Consider the following 26,306-nt stretch of genomic DNA (forward strand, 5'->3'; position numbering starts at 1 on the left):
ACCTTTCAGCCTCAAGCGGCCTCGGCGGGGGCCAGCTTTCCGTACAGCAGCTCCGCCAAACCGCGAATGGTGCCGATGGTGGCGATGTCGGCGGGCGTCACGCGGATGCCCGTTTCGGTCTGGATGCGGGTAAGTAGTTCGAGGCCGCCCAGCGAGTCGAGGCCGTACTCGGACAGCGGACGGTCGGGATCGATGTTGCGGCGCAGGATCAGGCTGACCTGATCGGAGATCAGGCGCCGCAACCGGGTGGGCCACTCGTCCAGGGCCAACTCGTCGAGCTCGGCACGCAGTTTGCTTGTGCCCGTGGAGCTCTGACCGGCCGAGCGGAACGCTTCGGCGAAGGGACTGCGCTGGGCGAAGGCGGTCAACCACGGTGTGTCCGTTATCGGCGCATACCCTGTGCAGGCGCGGTCGTGGCGCAGCAGTGCTTCGAACGCGTACGCGCCTTCGTCGGGAGCGATGGCAACGTCGGCGCCCGCGGCCAACGCGGTGCCGCGTCCTATCTGCGCCCAGGCCCCCCATGCGATCGCGGTGGCCGGCAGGCCCGGGCTCGGCGCCAGCGGGTGAAGGCGTCCAGCCAGCTGTTGGCCGCGGCGTAGGCGCCCTGCCCGGGCGACCCCACCAGCGCGGCGGCCGAGGAGAACGAGCAGAACCAGTCCAACGTCTGCTCGGCGCCGGCCCCCTGCAAAGCCCTGTGCAGATTCCACGCGCCGTAAACCTTTGGCGCCCAGTCACGCTCGATGAGCTCGTCGGTGATGTTGGCCAGCGTGGCATCCTCGATCACCGCCGCCAGGTGCAGCACGCCGCGCACCGGAAGCCCGGTCGCGGTCGCCGTGGCCACCAACCGCTCAGCCGTACCCGCCTCGGCTATGTCGCCGCGCTCCACCACGACGTCGGCACCGATCTCGCGGATGCGCTCGATCGTCTCCAGCGCTCCGGGCTCCGGTTGCGAGCGCGAGGACAGCACGATCCGCCGGCAACCCGCCCCCGAACCGGCAGAAGCCATCTTCTCGGCCAGGAACAGTCCCAGGCCGCCCAGCCCGCCGGTGATGATGTAGGCGCCATCGCCACGGAAGACCCCCACCTGCGCCGGCGGCACCACCACGCGGCTGCGGCCGGTGTGCGGGACATCGAGCACCAGCTTGCCGGTGTGCTGAGCGCCGCTCATCACCCGAATCGCGGTGGCGGCGTCGGCAAGCGGATGGCGGGTGCTTTGCGGCATCGGCAACGAACCGTCCGCGGTCAGGCGGTACACCGTGTCCAGCAACCCTCGCAGCCTGTCCGGGTGGCTGAACGACATCAACGCCAGGTCGAGGGCGTAGAACGTCAGGTTGCGACGGAACGGCAAGAGCCCCAATCGGGTGTCGCCGTAGATGTCGCGCTTGCCGATCTCGACGAATCGTCCACCGAACGCCAACAATTCGACGCCCGCGCGCTGAGCGGCGCCGACGACCGAGTTGAGCACGATGTCCACGCCATAGCCGTCGGTGTCACGGCGGATCAGGTCGGCGAACTCCACACTTCGCGAATCGTAGACGTGCTCGATACCCATGTCGCGCAATAACTGTCGACGCTGCTCGCTGCCCGCGGTGGCGAAGATCTCGGCTCCCGCGGCCCGCGCGATGGCGATCGCCGCCTGTCCGACACCGCCGGTCGCCGAGTGGATGAGCACCCGATCACCGGACCCGATGCGGGCCAGCTCGTGCAGGCCGTAATAGGCGGTGGCGTGCGCTGTTGTCACCGCCGCCGCCTGGTCCTCGGCCAGGCCGGCAGGCAGCGTGACGGCAAGGCGCGCGTCGCAGGTGAGGAAAGTACCCCAGCAACCGTTGGCGCTCAGGCCCCCGACGCGATCACCCACCTTGTGGCCGGTCACGTCCGGCCCGACCGCGGTCACCACGCCGGCGAAGTCGGTGCCCAGCTGCGGCAGCCGGCCCTCGAAGGCCGGGTACCGGCCGAACGCGACGAGCACGTCGGCGAAGTTGATGCTGGACGCGCTGACCGCGACCTCGATCTCCCCCGGTCCCGGCGGAACACGTTCGCAGGCAACGAGTTCGAGCGACTCCAGGTCACCGGGCGTACGGATCTGCAGGCGCATCCCGTCGTATTCGTGGTTGACGACGGCGGTCCGCCGCTCCTCGGGAAGCAGTGGAGCGGGGCACAGTCGCGCGTTGTACCACGCGCCATTTCGCCAGGCGGTCTCGTCCTCCTCCGACCCGGCGAGCAGTTGCCGTGCCAGCTGTTCGACATCGGTGGATTCGTCCAGATCGATCTGGCTGACGCCCAGATGCGGGTGTTCCATGCCGATTACCCGCACCAGCCCCCGCAACCCGGCCTGCCCGAGGTTGGGCACGTCGTTGGACACCACACTTTGTGCGTTGCGGGTCACGACATACAGGCGCGGCGGCTCGCCGGGAAGGTCCGTCAACTCGCGGGCGATGCGCACCAGATGTTGCACATAGTCGCGGCCCAGCAGCGCGCACTGGTCGTCGGTGTCGCCGTTTTTCGGACCGGTCAGGATCACCACACCGGTGAATCCGCCGCCGCGCAAGTGACTTCCGAGCTGCCCCACGTTCGAGGCGTGATCGGCGTGCTGCGGCCAGGACATCGTGGTGCAGTGCACCCCTTGGTTTTTCAGGGCGTCGGCCAACGTGCTGGCCACCACGTCCGCGGTGGTGGCAGTCCCGATCAGCAGCCAGCTTCCGGCGTCGGTGTGGTCGGGCTCGGGCAGTTCTCGTTGCCGCCATTCGACGGTCAACAGCCGCTCAGCCAGCACCCGATCTCTGGTGCCGCTCTCGGATGCGCTGGCGCCCACTCGCAGCCCCTGCACGGTCAGCAGGACCGCCCCGTGCTCGTCGAGCACGTCGATGTCGGCCTCGACCCCGGAGGTATCGGCTTTGGTCACCCGGGTGTAGCAGTAGTGGGCGTTGCGGGCGGCGCCGTAGGAGCGAAGCCGGCGGATACCCAATACCAAACCCAGCGCGCCTTCGCCGAGGGCCTGCACGTCCGGATGAGCCTCAACGGACTGGAAACAGGCATCCAGCAGCGCGGGGTGAACGCCGTAAGCCGCTTGTTGCGAGCGGATTTGGCGTGGTAGCGCCACCTCGGACAGCACGGTGCCGGTCGCCTCCTCACCGGTGTGGACGCGGCCCAGACCGGCGAACGCGGGACCGTACTGAACGCCACGCCGGTCCATACGCTTGCGTACCTCGGCGCCGTCGTCGCAACTCGCGTGCGCCGCGAGCAGCGCGGACACGTTATACGCGGGTGGCCGCTCATCCTCCGCCGCGCGGAGGACCGCCGCGGCGTGCCGCACCTGTTCGCCGCCCTGATTCGACTCAACGGTGAAGTCGACGACGCCCGGCGAGGACAACGACGCCGAGGCGCCGATCGTGGTCTGCTCATCCAGCAGCAGCGCCTGCTCGAAACGGATGTCCTGAATCTCCGCCGTCTCGCCCAGCACGGTACGCGCGGCCGCTAACGCCATCTCGCAGTACGCGGCGCCGGGAAGCACGGCCACGTTGCGGATCTGGTGGTCGGCGAGCCAGGGCTGGGCGGCGGTGCCGACCTCGGCCTGCCACAAGTGGCGCTCGGGTTCCTCCTGCAAGTGCACGTGCGAGCCCAGCAGCGGATGTACCGAAACGGTGCAACCGCCATGCGTCGGGGATTCCTGACCGCCGCCGCTCAACCACAGCCGACGGTGCGTCCAGGTCGGCAGCGGCGCGTCCACCAGCCGCCCACTCGGGTAGAGCTTGGCGAAATCGACCGCGGCGCCCGCGCTGTGCAGGTCCGCGACAAACCCTCGCAGCCCGTGCGGAAGCGCCTGTTCGCGGCGCATACCGGCCAGGGCGGCCATCGGCATCTCGCGACTGCGGGCGGTCTGCTCCAGAGCGCGGATGAGCAGCGGGTGGGGCGCCAGCTCGGCAAAGACCCGGTAGCCGTCCTCCAGCGCGGCCTGCACGGCCGTGGCGAACCGCACCATGCGGCGCATGTTGTTCGCCCAATAGCGGGCATCGCACACGGGCTGCTCGCGCGGGTCGAACAGGGTCGCCGAGTAGAAGGGAACTTCCGGTGTCGTCGGGCTGATCTCGGCGAGTGCCTCGGTCAGCTCGTCCATGATCGGATCGACTTGCGGCGAATGGAAGGCGACATCGGTGGGGACCTCGCGGGCCATCACCTCACGCCGCTCCCAGGCCGCGACCAGGTCGCGGACCGTTTGCGCGGCGCCTGCAATCACCGTGGATTGCGGCGACGCCACCACCGCCACCACGACGTCGTTGATACCGCGTGCGGTCAGCTCCGAAAGCACCTGCTGCGCAGGTAATTCCACTGATGCCGTGGCACCGGTACCGGCGACGCGGAACATCAGCCGCGAGCGGCGGCAGATGACACGCAGCCCGTCTTCCAGCGACAGCGCACCCGCGACGACGGCCGCGGCGGCCTCGCCGAGGGAGTGCCCGATGACCGCGCCCGGGCGGACTCCATAGGACCTCATGGTGGCCGCCAGCGCGACCTGCATGGTGAAGAGGGTCGGCTGGATGCGGTCTTGACCGGTCACGACCTGCGGCGCCGAAATCGCCTCCGTCACCGAAAACCCGGACTCCTGCGCGATCACCGACTCGGCCTGCGCCACGGTGGCGGCGAACACCGGTTCGACCGCCAACAGGTCGGCGCCCATCGCCGCCCATTGCGAACCCTGCCCGGAGAACACCCACACCGGTCCGCGGTCGTCCTGGCCGACCGCGGCCGGATAAGGAGTATCGCCGTCGGCAACCTCGCGCAAAGCCTCGGCGAGCTCCAGCCGGTTGCCGCCAATGACGGCGGTGCGCACCGGGCGGTGGGCGCGCCGGCGTGCCAGCGTGTACGCCAGGTCTGGCAACGCGAGGTCGTCATGCGCCCGCACCCAGTCGGCGAGGCGCCCGGCGGTGCGGCGCAGTTCGTCGGCCGAGGTGGACGACAGTGGGAACAGCAGCGGCGATCGCAAACCCGGCGAGGCCGTGCACAGCGGGTCGTCGCCGGCGAACAGTGGCGCCGTCACCGACAATTCTGCCGAGACCACCTCGGGCGCAACGGCTTCGGCGGCCCGCTCGGGTGCTTGTTCCACGATGGCGTGCACGTTGGTTCCCGAGAGCCCGTACGACGAGACCGCCGCCCGCCGCGGGTGGCGGCCGTTGCTGACCCACGGTGTAGTCTCTTGCGGCACAAAGAGGTTCGTATCGATCTGGGCGAGGTCATCGGGTAACCGGCTGAAGTGCAGGTTCCGGGGAACCACACCATGCTGCAGCGCCAGGATCGCCTTCATCATCCCCAGCGCTCCAGAGGCCGCCTGCGCATGGCCGAAGTTGGTCTTCACCGACGCCAGCGCGCAGGGGCCGTCGATGCCGTAAACGTTTGCCAGGCTTGCGTATTCGATCGGGTCACCCACCGGGGTGCCGGGCCCGTGCGCCTCGACCATGCCGACCGTGCGGGCGTCCACTCCCGCGGCGGTCAGAGCCGCCTGATACACCGCGGTCTGCGCGGTCTTCGACGGGGTCGCGATGTTCACCGTGTGACCGTCCTGATTGGCGGCCGTCCCCCGCACCACAGCCAGGATCCGATCGCCATCTCGTAGCGCGTCGGCCAGCCGCTTGAGTAGCAGCATGACGCTGCCCTCGCCGCCGACGAACCCGTCGGCCGCGACGTCGAAGGCGTGGCAGCGCCCGGTCGGCGACAGCATGCCCTCGGCTGAGCCCGCGGAGAATTTTCGCGGGTCCAGCGCCAGCGTGGCGCCGCCGGCCAGGGCAAGGTCGCTTTCGCCCTCGTGCAGGCTGCGGCAGGCCAGGTGTATCGCGGTCAGGCCCGACGAACACGCGGTGTCCACCGTCAGTGCGGGACCGTGGACCCCGAGCGCATAGGCGATGCGCCCGGACGCCAGGCTGAAGCTGCTGCCCGAAAAGCCGTACGCCCCTTCCACCGAGCGCGTGTCGGCGGCCAGCAATTGGTAGTCGCCATGCGTCAGTCCCAGGAACACCCCGGTCCGCGAGTCGGCGATTCGCTCCCGCGTGAGGCCGGCGTGTTCCATGGCCTCCCACGAGGTCTCCAATAGCAAGCGGTGTTGCGGGTCCATCGCGGTCGCTTCCCGGTCGTTGATCCCGAAGAACTCGGGATCGAAGCCGGCGACGTCGTCGATGAATGCGCCCCACCGCGATACCGACCGGCCCGGCACACCCGGCTCGGGGTCGTAATATTCGTCGGCGTCCCAGCGGTCGGGCGGGATCTCGGTGACCAGGTCGTCACCACGCAGCAGCGCCTCCCACAACTGCTCGGGGGAGTCGATGGCCCCGGGTAGCCGGCAAGCCATGCCGATCACGGCGACAGGAGTGACCGGTGTGGCGCCGATCGGCGGAGAGTCTGTCGAAGGGCAACGCTGCATGACGTCGTCGATCTGATGTGTAGTCATTTCGCCTCCTCGGAGCGACGACGAAGTAGCTTGTCCGTTGCGCGCACGCCGTCAGGTTTCACCAGTCCTCCAAATTTCGCTGTGGCACGAATAGTTCGGTGCACTAGCTGTTGCCGACGGGGCGCCCGAAAGCGGTCTCGACGAAGTGCATGATCCAGAGCGTCGTGGGTTTCAATCCCGTTGTCAGGCTTATCAAGTCGGTAGCGTAGTCAGGACCCACACATAGAGTGGTGGGCGCGGACCGACAGAGTGGCGGTTGGCCGGCGGCCGGAAATGACGCAGCCGCAAATGAGTGGGTCGGCACGGATTATACTCTGCGGCAGCACTTTTCGTCGATCTCGCCGCTTTCGTCGATACGGGGCGGCGCGGCGCTACCCGGGCCGGCGGCGCGGCGAGGCGGCCGGTCCGGTTGGCATACCCCTCGACGAGCTACATCGCCCCCGCGTCGGCGGCTTCCTTGGCTTCCTGCGCCCGGGCCACCTGCGCGGCGGTGTACCCGATCAACAGCGCCACCCCGCCGAGCAGCACGACCACCCCGGCCAGCCACAACAGTCCGTAGGTGTAGCCGCGGTCCAGCGCATGCAACTGGGCGGCGTTCATGGAGTTCACCGGACCGAGCGTGCCGCCCAGCCGCAGCGTGTGCGACGTGATGGCGGCCTGGATGACGACCAGCACCAGCGGTCCGCCCAGGGTCTGCAGCATCACCGCGATCGCCGAGGTGGGCCCGATCCGGTCGACGCCGACACTGGCGATCACCGACAGCGTGAGCGGGACGAAGATCGCGCCGATACCGATGGCGCCGATGCTGAGCGGCAGAACAAGGTTCGGGAAGTACGGGATCCCGGCGTTGAGGGTCGCGCCGTACAGCGTCGCGACCAGAATCAGGCCGCAGCTGGCGAGCACCACCACCCGCGGCGGCCACCACATCACCAGCTTCGACGCCACACCCACCCCGATGGCCACCCCGATGCCGAACGGGATGAAGGCGACGCCGGCGTGCAGCGGGCTGTAGCCCATGACCGTCTGCACATACAGGCCGACCACCACCGTGAGGGAGAAAAGTACCCCACCACCAAGGAACATGGCCGCGAACGCGGCCAGCCGGTTGCGGTCGAGGAACAGGCCGAACGGCACGATGGGGTTCTCGGCGGTGCGCTCCGCCAGGACGAACGCCACGAAGGCGGCCACGGCCACCGAGCCCGAACCGATCGTGATCGGCGACAGCCACCCCTGCTCCGGGCCCATCGACAGGCCGAACACCGCGGCGGTACAGCTCAACGTGGCCAGCGCAGCCCCGGTGGCGTCGAGCTTCATCCGCTCCTTTTGGGTTTCCTGCAGCATGATGACGGCCAGGCAGATCACCGCCAGCCCGATCGGCACGTTCACCAAAAACGCCAGCCGCCACGACACGTCGGTCAGCGCCCCGCCCACCACCAGGCCCAGCACCCCGCCGAGACCGGACATCGCGCCGAACACGCCCGTCGCGACGTTACGTGCCGAGCCCCTCGGGAAGGTGGTCGCTATCAGCGCCAAATTGGTAGGTGCCATGATCGCGGAAGCCGCGCCGTGCAGCAGCCGCGCCGATATCAGAGTGCCTCCGTCCCAAGCGATGCCGCACAAGGTCGAGGCGAAAGTGAACAGCGCGACCCCGGCGATGAAAGCGCGCTTGCGGCCGATCGTGTCACCCAGGCGACCGCCCAGCAGCATCAGGCCACCAAAGGTCAGCATGTAGGCGGTGATCACCCAGCTCCGCCCGGCATCCGACAGGCCCAGCTCGTTCTGGATCCTCGGCAGGGCGAAGATCGCGACGGGGCCGTCCATCGCCACCATCAGCTGCATGCCGCCGATCGCGACAATCACGGCGACGAACCGGCGCGACCGCAGCAACGCCGGAACGTGCCTCTTCGTCGGGCGCAGCGTGGTCGGTTCGACGGCCATCATGAACCGCTACTGCGCTGCGGCGCTTTCGGTTCGGTCATTCTGTGCGCGCGCCTTCGGGTTCCAAGAGGAATTTGAGTTGTCGGCCATACAGGCCGAGCGATTCGGGATTCATCATTTCTTGGTGCCCACAGTCGACCGGGTAGCTGTTGATGTCGCCCGTGACGTAGGGTCGCCAACTCTGCCGAGGAGGCAAACTCTGATCGCCCTCATCCCCCACAGCGGAGAATATGGTCACATCCCCATCGAAGACACCGGGTTCGTGGCCTTCAGACAACGCGCGGTTGCTGTCGATGTTGTGCACGCCCAGATCCAAAAGCTGTTTGTATCGGGCGAATTCGACAATGCCTCGTTCGCGAAGTAGTTCCTCGACCCGTTCGTAGGTAAGCGGCGCATCCCGAACGGGAACGTCTATATGACAGAACCGCAAAACCTCTTCCAGCACGTCCTGCTCACCCATGGCTGGCAGACTCGCACCGCTATCGATACGTAGAGCGTCGAGAAGGATAAGGTGCGCGACCGAGCATCCGCGACGCTGAAGCTCGATGGCGATCTCGTGGGCGACGACGCCCCCAAAAGACCAGCCGAGAAGGTGGTAGGGCCCGGCAGGATCAATCCCCTGGATCCGGTCGGCATAGTTTCTCGCCATATCGCGGATTGACGCCGCTTCGACCTCGCCATTTTGCGGGATTTGTTGAATGCCGACGATCGGGCAGTCCAGGTAATTACCTAGAGCGTGATACGGCCAGACCAGCCCGCCCCCGGGGTGAATGCAGAACAACGGATCACCGGTGCCCTCCTTGAGGAACTCGACTGGGACCACTTCGATCTCGCTGGCATCTTGGCCCAATTGCCGGCTCAGGCTTCTCACCGTCGGCGCGTGGAACAGGGTGCGCACCGCAAGGTTCGCGTCCAGGCTGGCGTTGATCGCGGCGATCAGGCGCATCGCCGACAGCGAATCCCCGCCCAGGTCGAAGAAGGAGTCGTCGACTCCGACCCGCTCGAGCCCGAGGACGTCGGCGTAGACGCCGGCCAGGATCTCCTCGGTGAGGGTGGCCGGGGCGCGGTAGCCATCGCCCTCGGTGTATTCCGGTGCCGGCAGGGCGCGCCTGTCCAGTTTGCCGTTGGCGGTCAACGGCAACGCGTCAAGTGCCACGACTGCCGCAGGCACCATGTAGGCCGGCAGCCGCTCGGCCAGGCCGGAGCGCGTCTCGGCCGGCTCTGCTGTCCCGGTGATGTAGCCGATCAGGCGCTTGTCGCCGGGGCGGTCCTCGCGAGCGATCACGACCGCCTGCTCGACACCGTCGAGTGCGGCCAGCGCCGCCCGGATCTCACCGAGTTCGATGCGGTACCCGCGGATCTTGACTTGCTCGTCGGCGCGGCCCAGGTAACGGAGCTGACCATCGGTCCCCCAACTCACCAGGTCCCCGGTGCGGTACATGCGGTGTCCGGGCGCGCCCGCGCCGCCGAAGGGGCAGGCCACGAACCGCGACCCGGTCAAAGCGGCCCGGCCCACGTAGCCAATCCCGACCCCGGTGCCGGCGACGTACAACTCCCCGACCACCCCGGCCGGCACCGGACGCAACGACGCGTCCAGCACGAAGAAGCCAAGATGGGCCAGCGGCACCCCGACGGGACTTGAAGCATTCTCGGCGTCGCCGTGGACGATCTCCCGGAACGAGGCATGCACCGTCGTCTCGGTGGTGCCATACAGGTTGAACAGGCGCGGCGTTCCCGGGTGGTGGTGCAGCCATGTCCCGAGACGCTGGGGTTCCAGCGCCTCGCCGGCGAACACCACGGCCTCAAGCTTGAGTTGGCGTCCCAGCTCGGGCTGCAACGCGTCCGCGGTTTGCAGCGCGTAAAACGCCGACGGGGTCTGGCTGAGCACGGTGACCTGTTCGGCGACCAACAAGGCGTGGAAGTCTTCCGGCGAACGGGCGACCGACTCGGGCGCCACCACCAGCCGCCCCCCGTACAACAGCGCGCCCCACATTTCGCAGACCGAGACGTCAAAGGCCAGGGAATGCCACTGCGACCACACCTGTCCCGCCAGATCCATCCGGACATCGAGTGCCCCCAGCAGCTGGGTGACGTTGTGGTGGGTGATGGCCACACCCTTGGGCACTCCGGTGGTGCCCGAGGTGTAGATGAGGTAGGCGATCTCCTCGGCAGCCGGCGCCGGCAGTGCCGTGCTGGGTTGGCTGTCAACCGCGGAATCGTTGACGTCGAGGACCAGCAGATCGTGCCCGTCCAGCCGGTGGGCCAGCTCGGCGGTGCTGATCGCGGCGATCGGTCCGGCATCGGCGAGCAGGAACCCGATTCGCGCGTCGGGATGGGCGGGGTCGATCGGCAGATAGGCCGCCCCGGTCTTGAGCACCGCCATAATGGCCACGATGGCTTCGGCGGAACGGGACAGCAGCAGCGCCACACGCTCACCCGGGCCTACCCCGTGGCCGGATAGCAAGTGCGCCAACCGGTTCGAAGCCTCGTCGAGCTCGCGATAGGTCATCGACCGGCCTGCACAGCTGATCGCCGCCGCCTCCGGTGTGCGCGCCACCTGAGCGGCGAACGACGCCGGAATCGACACTGCTGCCGCCGGCTGGGTCAACGCCGCCCGGTTACCCCACTCGTCCAGGCGGGCGTGCTCAGCCGCATCGAGCAGATCCATCGACGACAATCGCCGTCGAGGGTCGGCGGTCATCGCCACCAACACCCGCTCCAGCTTCGTGATGAGCGCATGGATGGTGGCCGCGTCGAACACATCGGTGCGAAACTCCACCGACCCGCCGATCCCCGCGGGCTCACCGGCGGCGTTCCACTGTTCGCCCAGGGTGAATGTCAAATCCATTCGGGCGGTTCGGGTTTCCGCCGACAGGGGCGTGACCTGCAGATCACCCACGGCCGGCCCGGCCACACGGTCATTGTCTTGCCCGGCGAAGTTCTGCCAGGCCAACAACACCTGCACCAGCGGGTGATGATTGAGGGCCCGGGTCGGGTTGAGCCGCTCGACCAGTACCTCGAAGGGCACGTCCTGGTGCTCGTAGGCGGCCAGGCTGCGCTGACGCACCTGGGCCAGCAGCTGGGCCACGGTGGGATCCCCCGCAACCTGCATCCGCAGCACCAAGGTGTTGACGAAGCAACCCACCAACTGATCGAGAGCGGGATCGCCGCGTCCGGCGATCGGGAACCCGACCGCGACGTCGTTGCTGGCGCTGAGCTTGGACAGCAGCACCGCCAGGGCGGCCTGGATCACCATGAAGCTGGTGGCGTTGTGCTCGCGGGCGACCCGAGCGATCTGCTGCTGCAGCTCTGCCGGCCAGTCCACGACCACGTGAGCGCCGCGGTAATCGGCCACCGGCGGGTAGGGCCGATCGGTGGGCAGCGCCAGCCGCTCGGGAAGCCCGGCCAGCTCCTGCTCCCAGTAGGCCAGCTGCGCCGCGATCGGGCTGTCGGCATCGGCCACATCACCGAGCTGCCCACGCTGCCACAGCGTGTAATCGGCATACTGCACCGCCAACGGCGCCCAACCCGGGGCATGACCCGCACACCGACTGGCATACGCCACCCCCAGATCCGATACCAGCGGGGTCATCGACAAGCCGTCACCCGCGATATGGTGCACCACCGCCACCAGCACGTGTTCGTCATCGGCAACACGGAAAAGCCGTACCCGCAAAGGGATCTCGGTGGCCAAATCAAACGAGTGACGCACCGCGGCACCGATCGCGTCGCCCAGCCGGCCTTCCGACCAGCCGGTGGCATCCACTACCTGCCAGCCGAAATCGACTTGTTCCCTAGGGATAACGACCTGCCGGGGTATCCCCTCGACGGCGGGGAACACCGTGCGCAGGCTTTCCTGGCGGGCCACCACATCGGCTAACGCCGCCCCCAACGCCTCGACGTCCAGGCTTCCGCTGAGCCGCAACGCCGCCACCATGTTGTACATCGGTGAAGGCCCGAGCAATTGGTCGATGAACCACAACCGCTGCTGGGCAAAAGACAACGGCACCACCGCCGGCCGCTCGAAAGCCACCAACGGCTCCCGCCGGCCGCCATCGGCACCAACGCGCAGCGCCAACTGGGTGACCGTGGGCGCTTCGAACACGGTGCGCACCGAAAGGTCGGCATCCAAGCCGGTCTCGATCGCGGCGACCAGGCGCATCGCCAACAGCGAATCGCCACCCAGATCGAAGAAGGAATCGTCGACCCCGACCCGCTCGAGCCCGAGTACCTCGGCGAACACGCCGGCCAGAATCTCTTCGACCGGGCCGGCCGGGGCGCGATACCCGCCATTCTGATACCCCGGCGCCGGCAGCGCGCGGGTGTCGAGTTTGCCGTTGGAGGTCAGCGGCAGCGCCGCCAACACCACCACCGCCGCGGGCACCATGTACTCCGGCAGCCGCTCGACCAGCTGAGTGCGCAGCGCGGCGGGATCGACTGTCCCGGTGCTCGATTCGGTGACGTAGGCCACCAGCCTCTTGTCGCCGGGGCGGTCCTCGCGGGCGATCACGACGGCCTGCTCCACACCGTCCAGGGCGGCCAGCGCCGCCTGAATCTCGCCGAGCTCGACGCGATACCCGCGGATCTTGACCTGCTCATCGGCGCGGCCCACATACCGCAGCTGCCCATCAGCACCCCACCACACCAGATCCCCGGTGCGATACATCCGCTGCCCCGGCGCCGCGAACGGGCACGCCACAAACCGCGACCCGGTCAAACCGGCCCGGCCCACATACCCACAAGCCAGTCCCCCGCCGGCGACATACAGCTCCCCGACCACCCCGGCGGGCACCGGGCGCAGCCAGCCATCAAGCACGAACAACGCCGCCCCGGGCACCGGCGCACCGATCGGCACCGCACCCGATCCCGCGGCCAGCGGCGCGCTCATCGACGCATACACCGTGACCTCGGTTGGGCCATAGGCGTTGACCATCACCCGCCCCGGCGCCCACCGATCCACCACCTCGGCCGCACACGCCTCGCCACCGACCAACAGCGCCACCGAGTCCAGCCCCTCTGTCGGCAACGCCGCCACCGCCGACGGCGTCTGGGTCAACACGCTGACCCGCTCGGCGATCAGCAAGGCGTGGAAGTCTTGCGGCGAGCCGGTCACCGGCTCAGGCACCACGACGAGGCGCCCACCGTGCAGCAACGCTCCCCAGATCTCCCACACCGAGAAGTCAAAGACGTAGGGGTGGCACTGCGTCCACACCCGTCCCGGCGGCAGGCCGGCGTTCAACGATTCCCATTGCTGGGTGAGGTTCTGATGGGTGATCGCCACGCCTTTGGGCACACCGGTGGTGCCCGAGGTGTAGATCAGGTAGGCGATGTCCTCGGGGGCCGGCGCCAACAGTGCCGTGCTGGGTTGCCTGTCAACCGCGGGATCGTCGACGTCGACGATCATCAGACCGTGCCCGTGCAGCCGGTGGGCTAGCTCGGTGGTGGTGATCGCCGCGACCGGCGCGGCGTCGGCGAGCAGGAATTCGATCCGCTCCGCCGGCGCCGCCGGATCGATCGGCAGATACGCCGCCCCCGCCTTGAGCACCGCCAACATCGCCACGACCGCATCGACCGAACGGGAAAACAGCAGTGCCACACAAGCTCCCGCGCCCACCCGCCGATCGGCCAGCAGGTGCGCCAACCGATTCGACGCCTCATCGAGCTCCCGATACGTCACACAGCGGCTACCGAACGTCACCGCCACCGCCTCCGGGGCGCGGGCCACCTGCGCGGCGAACAACGCCGGAATCGACACCGCCGCCGCGGGCCGGCTCAACGCCGCCCGGTTACCAATCTCATCCAACCGAGCGTGCTCGCACGCATCCAGCAGATCCACCGACGAAAGCCGCCGGGTGGGATCCGCCGTCATCGCCCCCAACACCCGCTCCAACCGCTCGACCATCGCCTGGATGGTTTCGGTGTCGAACACGTCGGTGCGGAATTCCACCGTCCCGGAAATGCCGGCCGGTTCACCGGCCTCGGTCCAGCGCTCCTTGAGGAAAAAGACCACGTCCATTTTCGCGGTCTGGGTGTCCCCGGTCAGCGGCGTGACCTGGAGGTCATTCAAGCTCAGTCCGGTCGCGGAGTCATTGACTTGCCCGGGGAAATTGTTCCAGGCGAACACCACCTGGATCAGCGGGTGATGGGCCAACGATCGGGCGGGATTGAGCCGCTCCACAAGCACTTCGAAGGGCACGTCCTGGTGCTCGTAGGCGGCCAGGCCGCGCGCCCGCACCTGCGCCAGCAACTCGGCCACGGTGGGATCGCCGGTCAGATCGACGCGCAGCACCAACGTGTTGACGAAAAACCCGACCAGCTCGTCGAGCGCGGGGTCGCGGCGTCCGGCGATCGGGAAGCCCACGGCCACATCGCTGCTGGCGCTGAGCTTGGCCAGCAGCACCGCCAGGGCGGCCTGCGTCACCATGAAACCCGTCGCGTTGTGCTCGCGCGCCACCCGGGCGACCTGCTGCTGCAGCTGCGCCGGCCACTCGAGCGTCACCCTGGCGCCGCGGTGATCGGCCACCGGCGGGTAGGGCCGATCGGTGGGTAGCTGCAGCCGCTCGGGCATTCCGGCCAGCGTCCGCTCCCAGTAGGCCAGCTGCGCGGCGATCCGGCTGTCCTTGTCGTCGAGATCGCCGAACTGCGCTCGTTGCCACAGCGTGTAATCGACATACTGCACCGGCAACGGCGCCCAGTCGGGGGCCCGCCCCGCGCACCGGCTGGTATAGGCCACACTCATGTCACGCACCAGCCGGGTCGTCGACCAGCCGTCGGCGGCGATCTCGTGCACTACGGCCACCATCACGTGTTCGCCGTCGGCGACGCGGAAAAGCCATGCGCGCAAAGGGATCTCGGTGGCCAGGTCGAATCGGTGCCGCACCGCGGCGCCAATGGCTTCCTCCAGCCGGTCAGCCGGCCACCCGGTGGCGTCGATGACGTCCCAGCCGACGTCGGCCCGCTCGGCCGGGATCACCACCTGCTGGGGTATCCCCTCGATCGCCGGGAACAGGGTGCGCAGGCTCTCGTGGCGGCCCACCACATCGGAAAGCGCCGCACCCAGCGCGTCCGCATCAAGGCGCCCACTCAGCCGCAACGGCACCACGACGTTGTACAGCGGTGACGGCCCCTGCAACTGGTCGATAAACCACAACCGGCTCTGGGCAAACGACAACGGCACTACCGGTGGCCGCTCAACGGGCACCAGCGGTTCCAGGCCCCCTCCTTGACCGATGCGGGGTGCCAATTGGGCCACCGTGGGCGCCTCGAACACCGCACGCACCGAAAGATCGGCATCCAGAGCGGTGTTGACCGCGGCGATCAGACGCATCGCCGACAGCGAATCCCCGCCCAGGTCGAAGAACGAGTCGTCGACCCCGACCTTGTCGATGCCCAGCACCTTGGCGTAGATGCCGGCGACGGTTTTTTCGGTCTCGGTCTGCGGCGCCCGGAAGGATGTGGTGGCAAACACCGGTTCCGGCAAGGCCTTTCGGTCGAGCTTGCCCGAGGAGGTCAGCGGGAACTCGTCGAGCACCACTATGTGCGCAGGCACCATGTATTCCGGCAACCACGCGCTCAATTGCTGGCGCACCGCGGTGATCTTGCTGTTGGTTTGGGGATCGTTGGCGTGAGTGCGGCATCGGTGAGCCCCGTCAGGTGGCAGATACACATCGGTCAGCGCCGGGTTCCGCTCGGCGTCGGCCGCAGCGATGAACACCGCCTCCACGGTGCCCGGTTGTGTGCCCCAGGTGACCGCGACGTGATATCCGGTGGTCTCGCCAAGGCCGTACAACCGTTCGGGGACAACGGCTTCGGCGCCCTCGGCGTGCGCCAGGGCGTCAGCCAGTGGCAGCCCGCCGGCGAGGGCTTGCTCGATGTGGACGTCGCCGATCAGTCCCGCGCGCGGGATCTCGGTGACGCGAACAGCGTTGGGACGTATCGATACCAACCGGTCGTGCAGCCCGTCCAGGCCCGCACATTCGGCCCACGCCCAGCTGTCCGCGGTGGCCATGGACCGCGCCGGTGCCGGGGCTTTGTGGATGCTGACGTCGTAGCGGTACCGGTTGAGTTCGTTGTCGGCCACTCCGCGTTTGACTTCGATGTCGAGTCCGGCCACCGACGGCTCCTCGTTCGCCCAAGTTGTGAAAAACTCTGGGGCGAGCAGCAATTCGGCTTCGCCGAGCATGGCGTGGTGAAGTCGTTGGCGAATCTCGGTGGCGTCGGCGGCCGCGTCCGTCGTGCGGGCCAGCGCGACGCCGGTCTGAAACGCGCCCTGCAGGGTGTGGTTGCGCACGTCGCCGATGAACAGTGCGCCGCCCGGCGCCAGCAATCGCATCGCGACCGCAAGCACATCAGTCAGATAGCGCGCGCTCGGGAAGTACTGGACCACCGAGTTGAGCACCACCAGATCGAAATGGCCCTCCGGCAACGCATCTGCAGCATCGGCGGGCTGCACCCGCAACCGCACCCGATCCCCCCACGGCTGCGCGGCCACGTCGTCCTGCAGGCGCTGAATCGTCGGCGCCGAGAAGTCGGTGGCCCAGTATTCGGAGCACACCGGGGCCAACTGGGAAAGCAACAGCCCCGAACCCACGCCGATCTCCAGCACCCGCGCGGGATGCAACTCGAGGATCCGATCGACCGCGGCCGAACGCCACTCCATCATCTGCTCGAGCGGGATCGGATCGCCGGTGTAGCTGCTGTTCCAGCCGCGGAAATCCATGCCGAACTCCGGCGACTCCGCGTCGGCGCCGTACGCCTCGTCATACAGGTGTTGCCACGCTTCGACGGTTTCGGCGTCGTGCTCGGCGGTGGTGGTCTGCTCGAGCGTGACATAGGCGACCAGATGCGAGCCGGCTCCGCCCTCACGCACGGTGGCGGCGGCCCGGGCGACCTGCGGGCAGCCCAGCAGGGTGTTTTCGACTTCGCCGAGTTCGATGCGGTGTCCGCGCAGCTTGATCTGTGCGTCGGCACGGCCGAGATAGTCCAGGGTTCCGCCGAGCGTCCAGCGCACCAGGTCGCCGGTCCGATAGAGCCGCGCGCCTGCGGGCCCGTAGGGATCTGCCACGAACCGTTCCGCGGTCAGGTCCGGCCGGCCCAGATAGCCACACGCCACCGCCGGTCCGCCCAGATACAGCTCGCCGACCACCCCGATCGGGGCGGGATTCAGCCGCGCGTCGAGCACCAGCGCGCGTATCCCGGGGAGCGGGGTGCCGATGCGGACCGGCTGCCCCGCCAACAGCGGCGCCGTGGTGGCCCAGATAGTGGTCTCGGTGGGGCCGTAGCCGTTGAACATGCGCCGTCCCGGCGCCCATGCGGTCACCAGCTCGTCCGGGCAGGCCTCGCCGCCGACGATCAGGGTGGACAACTCATCCAGCCGGGTCCGATCCAGCGACGACAGCAACGTCGGGGTCATCACCGCCGCGGTGACGCGTTGCTCTTGCAGCAGTGCGGTCAGAGCCTCGCCGGCGTAAACCTCCGGCGGCGCAACCACCAACGCTCCGCGCGATCCCACCGCGACCAACAACTCGCCGAGCGCGGCGTCGAATGTCGGGGAGAGCACCGCCAGCATTCGGGTATCCGCGCCCAGCCCGAACACCTCGCGGTGGGCCGCGGCTACCCCGGGCAGACCACCGTGGGTGACCGCCACGCCCTTGGGAGTACCGGTGGACCCCGACGTGAAGATCACGTACGCGGTGTTGTCCGGTCCCAGCGCCGCCAGGCGGTCGGTGTCCGTGATCGCCTCGGCGCACCGCCCGTACAGGTCCAGGCCGTCGATGCGCAGCACCGGGCGCGTCCTGGCCCCTGCCACCGTGTCGGCATCGCGGGTCAGGACACACAGCGCGTCCACCGAATCCAACACCGTGGCGATCCGCTCGACGGGGTGAGCGGGATCCACCGGCACATACACGCCGCCGGCTTTCTGCACCGCCCACCACGCCACCACCAGCTCGGTGGACCGGCCCATCGCGACGCCCACCGCGGATTCCGGGCCCACCCCCGCCTCGATCAGCACGCGCGCCAACCGCGTCGACCACCTGTCGAGCTCGCCGTAGGTCAAGCTTTGGGCGCGATCGACGATCGCCACCGCGTCCGGGTCAGCGGCCACCGCCGCGGCCAACAACTCCGGCGCCACCCCTGACGGCGCCCGACTCCGGCGCCGGACCACCGCGACAGCACCAGATCGCGCTCGCCGTCATCCAGCAACGCCAGGTCGCCCACCACCACCGACGCATCCGCGACAACGCCTTCGATCACCCGGCCGAACCAGGTGACGAAGCGCTCGACGGTCGCCCGGTCATAGAGATCGGTGGCATAGGTCACAACCCCGGCGGCCATTGGTGCGGTCGGGTCCGCGGAGGGCACCTCCCGCAGATCGACGTCCAGATCGAACTTGGCGGTGCGGCTGTCCACCGCGAGTGGCTCAACGCCGAGCCCGTCGAGCGCCACCTCGGGGCGCACATTGTTCTGGAAGGCCAAGGCCACCTGAAACACCGGATGATGCGCCGTGGAGCGCACCGGGTTGAGCTGCTCGACGAGCCGCTCGAACGGCACATCCTGATTGCTGTAGGCGTCCAGCGCCTTCTGCCGCACGCACGCAAGCACGTCACTGAACCGGTGCGCCGGTGTCACCGCCACCCGCAAGACCCAGGTGTTGACGAAGAACCCGACCAGTTCATCCAGCGCCGCATCCATCCGCCCGGCGATCGGGGTGCCCATCGTCACGTCCTCGCCGGCCCCGGCCCGGTGCAGCGCCACCACCATCGCCGCCTGCAACACCATCGAGGCGGTCGCGTTGTGCGCCGCCGCCAACGCCTTGATCCCCGCCCACAGCCGCGGGTCGAGCTGCATGTCCACCGCATCACCGCGGTAACTGGGCACCGGCGGGCGCGCCCGATCCGGCGGCAGCGACACCACCTCGGGCAGGTCAGCCAACTCCTGCCGCCAATAAGCCAACTGCCCGGCGATCACGCTGTCGGGATCAGACTCGACGCCCAGCGACTCCCGTTGCCAGAGCGTGTAATCGGCATACTGCACCGGCAACGGCGCCAACTGCGGCGCCCGGCCCTGCCGCCGCGCCCGATAGGCCTCGCCGATATCCCTGGCCATCGGAGCCAGCGACCAGCCGTCAAAAGCGATGTGGTGCACCACAATCCCCACGACGTGCTGCTCGGGGCCCACGGCATAGATCTGCGCACGAATCGGGATCTCGGTTGCCAAATCAAACCGATACCCCGCCAGCGCCACCAACTCGCCGAGCACATCCCGCTCGGTCAACGACACCACCGCCGCGTCCCCACGCCGCCACATCCCCGCCTCGGCCGGAACGACCTGCTGGAACGGCACGCCGTCGACATCGGGAAATATGGTGCGCAGCGCCTCATGGCGGGCGATCACATCATCGATGGCCGCCGTCAGCGCCTCGACATCCAGCGCCCCGCTGATCCGAAACGCGGTCGGCATGTTGTAGGTCGCCACCCCGCCCTCGAACCGGTCGAGGAACCACAACCGGCTCTGCGCATACGACAACGGCACCCCCGCCGGCCGCGCGCCGGCCACCAACGGCTTGCGCGTAGCACCGCCCCCGCCGATACGGGGCGCCAACTGGGCAACCGTCGGCGACTCGAACACGGTGCGCACCGCAAGACCGGCGTCCAAGGACTTGTTGATCGCGGCGATGACCCGCATCGCCGACAGCGAATCCCCGCCCAGGTCGAAGAAGGAGTCGTCGACTCCGACCCGCTCGAGCCCGAGGACGTCGGCGTAGACGCCGGCCAGGATCTCCTCGGTAGGGGTGGCCGGGGCGCGGTAGCCATCGCCCTCGGTGTATTCGGGTGCCGGCAGGGCGCGGGTGTCCAGTTTGCCGTTGACCGTCAGCGGCAGCGCATCGACGACCATCACCGCCGCCGGGACCATGTAGGCGGGGAGCCGCTGACCCAACCGGGCCCGAACGTCGGCCGGGTCAGCGGCTCCGGTGATGTAGCCGATCAGGCGCTTGTCGCCGGGGCGGTCCTCGCGAGCGATCACCGCCGCCTGCTCGACACCGTCGAGTGCGGCCAGCGCCGCCCGGATCTCACCGAGTTCGATGCGGTACCCGCGGATCTTGACTTGCTCGTCGGCGCGACCCAGGTAGTCCAGCTGGCCGTCGGCACCCCAGCACACCAGGTCCCCGGTGCGGTACATGCGTCGTCCGGGCGCTGCCGCGCCGCCGAAGGGGCAGGCCACGAACCGCGACCCGGTCAGAGCGGCCCGGCCCAGGTATCCGTACGCCAGTCCGCCGCCGGCCACATACAACTCCCCGACCACGCCGGGCGGCACCGGACGCAACGACGCGTCCAGCACGAAGAAACCAAGGTGCACCAGCGGTACCCCGATGGGGCTGACGCTGCGGTCGACGTCGGCCACGCTGATTTCGCGGAACGAGGCATGCACCGTCGTCTCGGTGATGCCATACATGTTGATAAGCCGCGGCGATCGCCGGTGGCGGTCCAACCAGGGACCGAGGCGCTGGGGTTCTAGCGCCTCGCCGCCGAACACGACCGTCTCCAGCTGCAGCTGAGATCCCGGCTCGGGTGCCCCCGCGCCCGCGGTTTGCAGCGCGTAAAACGCCGACGGCGTCTGACTCAACACGCTCACCTGTTCGGCAATCAGCAACGCGTGCAAGTCTTCCGGTGAACGCGTGACGGACTCCGGCACCACCACCAGCCGCCCGCCGTGCAACAACGCACCGAAGATCTCCCACACCGAGTAGTCGAAGGCCAGCGAATGGCACTGGGTCCATACTTGGCCCGCAGACAGCTCGAGGTCGGCGCTCAGCGCCATCAGCAGCCGCGTCACGTTGTGGTGGGGAATGGCGACGCCCTTGGGCACACCGGTGGTGCCCGAGGTGTAGATGAGGTAGGCGATCTCCTCGGGGGCCGGCACCGGCAGGTCCGTGGACGGGCAGCCGAGGGGGTGCGGGTCTTCGATATCGATGACCGGCAGCCCGTGGCCGTCGAAGCGCTCGGCCAGATCGACGGTGGTGATCGCCGCGATGGGTCCGGCGTCGGCAACCATGAACTCCATTCGCGCGGTCGGGTGCGCCGGGTCGATCGCCAGATAGGCCGCGCCGGTCTTGAGCACCGCCATTACCGCCAGGACCGCCTCGGCCGACCGTGGCAACAGCAGCGCCACGCACTCTCCCGGGCGGGCGCCCAGGGCGATCAACAGGTGTGCCAACCGGTTCGAAGCCTTGTCGAGTTCCCGGTAGGTCATCGACCGGCCTGCACAGGTAATCGCCGCGGCCTCCGGTGTGCGCGCCACCTGGGCGGCGAACACCGCCGGGATCGATGCCGCGGTGGGCACCGCCCGGGCCAACACCGCCCGGTTACCGATCTTGTCGAGGTGGGCGTGCTCCTCGGCATCCATCAGGTCCACCGATGACAACCGCCGGTTTTGGTCGGCGGTCATGGCCGTCAACACTCGCCGCAACCGCTCGATCAGTGCGCGGATGCTGGCGGCGTCGAACACATCGGTGCGAAACTCGACATCCCCGGCAATCCCGGCGGGCTCCCCGGTCTCGGTGAAACGTTCGGCCAGGTTGAACGTCAGATCCATTCGGGCGGTTCGGGTGTCCACGGGCACCGGGCTGACCTGCAGATCGCCCAGCGCCAAACTGGTGGCCGGGTCCCCGGCGAAGTTCTGCCAGGCCAACATCACCTGGACCAGCGGGTGATGATTGAGGGCCCGGGTCGGGTTGAGCCGCTCGACCAATACCTCGAAGGGCACGTCTTGGTGCTCGTAGGCGGCCAGGCTGCGCTGACGCACCTGGGCCAGCAGCTGGGCCACGGTGGGATCGCCGACCAAATCGACCCGCAACACCAGGGTGTTGACGAAAAAGCCCACCAGCTCATCCAGCGCGGGGTCACTCCGTCCGGCGATCGCGAATCCGACCGCGACGTCGTTGCTGGCGCTGAGCTTGGAGAGCAGCACCGCCAGGGCGGCCTGGATGACCATGAAGCTGGTGGCGTTGTGCTCGCGGGCCACCTGGGCGATCTGCTGCTGCAGTTCGGCCGGCCACTCCACGGCCACGTGAGCGCCGCGGTAATCGGCGACCGGTGGGTAGGGCCGATCGGTGGGCAGCGCCAGGCGCTCGGGAAGCCCGGCCAGCTCCTGCTCCCAGTAGGCCAGCTGCGCCGCGATCGGGCTGTCGGCATCGGCCACATCACCGAGCTGCCCACGCTGCCACAGCGTGTAATCGGCATACTGCACCGCCAACGGCGCCCAACCCGGGGCATGACCCGCACACCGGCTGGCATACGCCACCCCCAGATCCGATACCAGCGGGGCGATGGACAAGCCGTCGCCCGCGATATGGTGCACCACCGCCACCAGCACGTGTTCGTCATCGGCGACACGGAAAAGCCTTGTCTGCAAAGGGATCTCGGTTGTCAGGTCGAACGTGTGAACAGCCGACGCCTCGATCGCCTCGACCAGCCGGCTCTCTGACCACCCGCAGGCATCCACGACCTGCCAGTCGACGTCAGCCCGATCGGCCGGGATCACCACCTGCTGGGGTATGCCTTCGAACGCCGGGAACAGGGTGCGCAGGCTCTCGTGGCGGGCCACCACGTCGGCTAACGCCGCCCCCAACGCCTCGATGTCCAGGCTTCCGCTGAGCCGCAACGCCGCCGCCATGTTGTACATCGGTGAGGGCCCCTGCAATTGGTCGATGAACCACAGTCGCTGCTGGGCAAAAGACAAGGGCACCACGGCGGGCCGCTGCACCGCCATTAACGGCTCGAGACGACTTGCGCCCGAACCGATATGGACGGCCAACTGGGTGACCGTGGGCGCCTCGAACACGGTGCGCACCGAAAGGTCGGCATCCAGGCCCGTCTCGATCGCGGCGACCAGGCGCATCGCCAACAGCGAATCGCCACCCAGATCGAAGAAGGAATCGTCGACCCCGACCCGCTCGATCCCGAGTACCTCGGCGAACACGCCGGCCAGAATCTCTTCGACCGGGCCGGCCGGGGCGCGATACCCGCCATTCTGATACCCCGGCGCCGGTAGCGCGCGGGTGTCGAGTTTGCCGTTGGAGGTCAGCGGCAGCGCCGCCAACACCACCACCGCCGCGGGCACCATGTACTCCGGCAGCCGCTCGACCAGCTGAGTGCGCAGCGCGGCGGGATCGACTGTCCCGGTGCTCGATTCGGTGACGTAGGCCACCAGCCTCTTGTCGCCGGGGCGGTCCTCGCGGGCGATCACGACGGCCTGCTCCACACCGTCCAGGGCGGCCAGCGCCGCCTGAATCTCGCCGAGCTCGACGCGATAGCCGCGGATCTTGACCTGCTCATCGGCGCGGCCCACATACCGCAGCTGCCCATCGGCACCCCACCACACCAGATCCCCGGTGCGATACATCCGCTGCCCCGGCGCCGCGAACGGGCACGCCACAAACCGCGACCCGGTCAAACCGGCCCGGCCCACATACCCACAAGCCAGTCCCCCGCCGGCGACATACAGCTCCCCGACCACCCCGGCGGGCACCGGGCGCAGCCAGCCATCGAGCACGAACAACGCCGCCCGGGCACCGGCGCACCGATCGGCACCGCACCCGATCCCGCGGCCAGCGGCGCGCTCATCGACGCATAGATCGTGACCTCGGTTGGGCCGTAGGCGTTGACCATCACCCGCCCCGGCGCCCACCGATCCACCACCTCGGCCGCACACGCCTCGCCACCGACCAACAGCGCCACCGAGTCCAGCCCCTCTGTCGGCAACGCCGCCACCGCCGACGGCGTCTGGGTCAACACGCTGACCCGCTCGGCGATCAGCAAGGCGTGGAAGTCTTGCGGCGAGCCGGTCACCGGCTCAGGCACCACGACGAGGCGCCCACCGTGCAGCAACGCTCCCCAGATCTCCCACACCGAGAAGTCAAAGACGTAGGGGTGGCACTGCGTCCACACCCGTCCCGGCGGCAGGCCGGCGTTCAACGATTCCCATTGCTGGGTGAGGTTCTGATGGGTGATCGCCACGCCTTTGGGCACACCGGTGGTGCCCGAGGTGTAGATCAGGTAGGCGATGTCCTCGGGGGCCGGCGCCGGCAAATCGGTGCACGGCTGGGCGTCAACGGCGGGATCGTCGACGTCGATGACCATCACGTCACGGCCGTCGAACCGCTCGGCCAGCGCGCCGGTGGTGATCGCCGCGACCGGCGCGGCGTCGGCGAGCAGGAATTCGATCCGCTCCGCCGGCGCCGCCGGATCGATCGGCAGATACGCCGCCCCCGCCTTGAGCACCGCCAACATCGCCACGACCGCATCGACCGAACGGGAAAACAGCAGTGCCACACAAGCTCCCGCGCCCACCCGCCGATCGGCCAGCAGGTGCGCCAACCGATTCGACGCCTCATCGAGCTCCCGATACGTCACACAGCGGCTACCGAACGTCACCGCCACCGCCTCCGGCGCACGGGCCACCTGCGCGGCGAACAACGCCGGAATCGACACCGCCGCCGCGGGCCGGCTCAACGCCGCCCGGTTACCAATCTCATCCAACCGAGCACGCTCACCGCCACCAAGCAGATCCGCCGACGAAAGCCGCCGGGTGGGATCCGCCGTCATCGCCCCCAACACCCGCTCCAACCGCTCGACCAGATCGCGGACGTCACAACCAGAAAGCCATTGCCTAGATCCCACCAACCCACTCGTCGTCGCGCCGGGCTGGACGCCGAGCAAAAGCCGATCGTGATCGCTGAAAAAGTCCAGTCCGAATTGATCGATGAGATTCGTATGGGTCAGGGTCCCCGAAACCTCAGCACCAACGATATTCGCCAGGTTTGTGGTCGGAATAAAATTGAGAATTATGCGATTCGACGTTTGTACGGAACCCCGGAGGCGCTTGTTCTCGAGAGCGTGCACCGGGAATCGCTGGTGGTGTAGCGCTTCTCGCAGTCGCGTGTCGACATGCTCGCAAAAACTGGCGACGGTGGACTCCGCCGAAGCTTTCAACACCAGCGGGACATACCCGGTGACCATTCCGGGCACCGTCTGTGCCTCCGGACGGACCCGCCTGCTTACCGGAAATTCGAACACCACCTCCGAACTGGAGACGTCGCACCCGCCCACCAGCAGCGCGCACGCGGCAGCGATCACCGACGAGCGGCGCACCCCCAACGCCTGCGACAACTCCTGGATCCCGGCGACAGTGACGGGGTCGAATTCGACCGGTGGGGATGATTCATATGGGTCACGCTCGTCCGCGGCGGGCGCCAACCGATAACGCGGTTCGGTTTCCGTCGGCAGATTCTTGGCCCAATAGGCCTGATCCTCGAGATAGTCGGTGGACGATTCGTATTCTGACTCGCAAGCAATCAGATCACTCAGCGATCCAAAAAAGACCGGGGGAATCGGCGCCCCCGAAGCCAGCGCACTGTAGACGTCTCCGATCCGGTGACAAACCAGCGCGAGGCCGATTCCGTCCGCCACTATGTGGTGGCAGCAGACGAAAAGATAAAATTCATCTGCCCGCGTCTGCAGCAACGCAAACTTGAACAGCGGGCCACTCAGCGGCATCACGGTGCGCTGAATCGAGGATGCCAGCCGATAGGCTTCCTGGACGGGATCTTGGGAGCCCAGGCGCTGATAGCAAGCGAGCTCGACATCCGGGTAATCAACCGCCTTTTGGAAAACCTGGCCATCGACCTGGAAAAAGGCGGCCCTGAGTGGTTCGGCCTCGCGCACCACCTGACGGATCGTTTGCTCAAGCAACCACGGGTCGACGGTGCCCTCGATTCGCAGGAGATAGCCCAGCTGCCACCTCGCACCTTCGCGATCGGTTTCCTGCGCAAGCCATATATCGAGCTGTCCGCGCGTCAGCGGGAATGGCCCCACGTCAAGGTTCGTCAGCTGTTCGCGCCCAACCACCAGCGCCCGGTCATCAATCGTCATCG

General features: G+C 68.2%; 2 protein-coding genes and 2 pseudogenes. All 4 read right to left on the reverse strand.

Annotation, left to right across the window (positions count from 1 at the left end; genetic code table 11):
* Positions 1-11 precede the first annotated feature (11 nt).
* The 4 genes and pseudogenes from pks2 to B9D87_RS27425 all read right to left on the reverse strand — a co-directional run bounded on the left by pks2 (position 12) and on the right by B9D87_RS27425 (position 26,304).
* Positions 12-6,436 (reverse strand): annotated as a pseudogene (gene pks2, locus B9D87_RS07605) (sulfolipid-1 biosynthesis phthioceranic/hydroxyphthioceranic acid synthase).
* Between the two features lie 429 nt (positions 6,437-6,865).
* Positions 6,866-8,374, reverse strand: a complete 1,509-nt coding sequence (locus B9D87_RS07615; protein ID WP_085977810.1) for an MFS transporter — start codon at positions 8,372-8,374, stop codon at positions 6,866-6,868.
* 37 nt (positions 8,375-8,411) lie between these two features.
* Complete coding sequence (locus B9D87_RS27420; protein ID WP_302476093.1) at positions 8,412-18,479, reverse strand: non-ribosomal peptide synthetase; 10,068 nt, start codon at positions 18,477-18,479, stop codon at positions 8,412-8,414.
* Positions 18,428-26,304 (reverse strand): annotated as a pseudogene (locus tag B9D87_RS27425) (amino acid adenylation domain-containing protein). The gene B9D87_RS27420 and the pseudogene B9D87_RS27425 overlap by 52 nt, the downstream one beginning before the upstream one ends.
* Between the last annotated feature and the right edge of the window lie 2 nt (positions 26,305-26,306).

The organism is Mycobacterium colombiense CECT 3035 (genome assembly GCF_002105755.1).
Classification (GTDB): domain Bacteria; phylum Actinomycetota; class Actinomycetes; order Mycobacteriales; family Mycobacteriaceae; genus Mycobacterium; species Mycobacterium colombiense.